1 pseudogene is annotated in these 1,062 nt (G+C 46.5%); it reads right to left on the minus strand.

Annotation, left to right across the window (positions count from 1 at the left end):
- A pseudogene (locus tag C7H19_RS26095) lies at positions 1–1,062 on the minus strand (hypothetical protein); the annotation flags it as partial.

Genomic DNA, 1,062 nt, shown 5'->3' on the forward strand with positions numbered 1-1,062 from the left:
TGTATCGGTTGTTTGTCGCTTCCAAATGGTAAAATTGCCACCATTTTCAGAGACGTAAACGGTAACGTGTTTAACCCCAGAACCCATCTCGTCATCGGTTGCTGTCCACTTAACTAGGTAATTAGACTCGCCCAGTACGAGGGGAGTGACCGTAACAGAAGTGGTGGGAGCAACGGCATCAACCAGATTAGTAATGGTTGCCGTATCAAAAGGAGCCGATGTATTGTAGAGAATACGGGCGGTGCTAGTAATTTCCGTTCCTGTGGGGACTTCATGCTTAATCTGTACGGTATAAGTGACGAAGCCACGTCCTGCACCAGTGACATCGTTGGGAGGTAATAGCCCAATGCTTGGGTCTTGGATGACTTCTCCCGTCAAGGGGTCAATTGCACAAATGAGCCAAGTGGCGGTATTAGATAAGGGGTCAAGTCCCGCACTGACGCGTAGGATGAAACCTTTGCTGGTTCTAAAGTCAAAATCACCTTGAAAGAAACTTCGTCCGTCGGGAATGTTTATTTGAAGATCTCCCAAACGCAAATCGCCAAGGCGGAAAGAACGCGGGTCAAGATCCCCATCAAGTTGGGTAACAATCCTAACTTCACCAACGGCCGAGGCGGCGGTAGAAGCATTTTCAAATTGAATTGTATAAGGAAGAGGTTCCCCTTGAGGGATGTATCCTTCACTAAGCGCCCCAACTGGTCCGAGTAATGATGCTAGTTCTCCTACGGTTCCTTCACCACTAAAAAAGTTAGCGAAATTAGGTGGTAGAACATTTGCACCACTAGGTAAATCGACTCTCGCCTTGCCGTAAGGAATATAGATGTTGAAGGCTTCATAATGAGTCTGTTTCGACTGTTGTAAATCGTATTGCGTCGCATCAGGAACTTCGGCTTGACCGATTAAATCTGAATTATGACCGTACCATCGACGAATTTGCGTAAAAAAGTTAACTAAATTGCCATTGGTGAGGATTTGTTCTCCAACTGGGCCAACTAATACGCCAGAAGCAAGGGTGGCGATTAAACTAACGACTAAGGGGTCTTGACGGACTCTTGGTGCTTC

Source organism: Aphanothece hegewaldii CCALA 016 (genome assembly GCF_003007785.1).
Classification (GTDB): Bacteria; Cyanobacteriota; Cyanobacteriia; order Cyanobacteriales; family Microcystaceae; genus Chroococcus; species Chroococcus hegewaldii.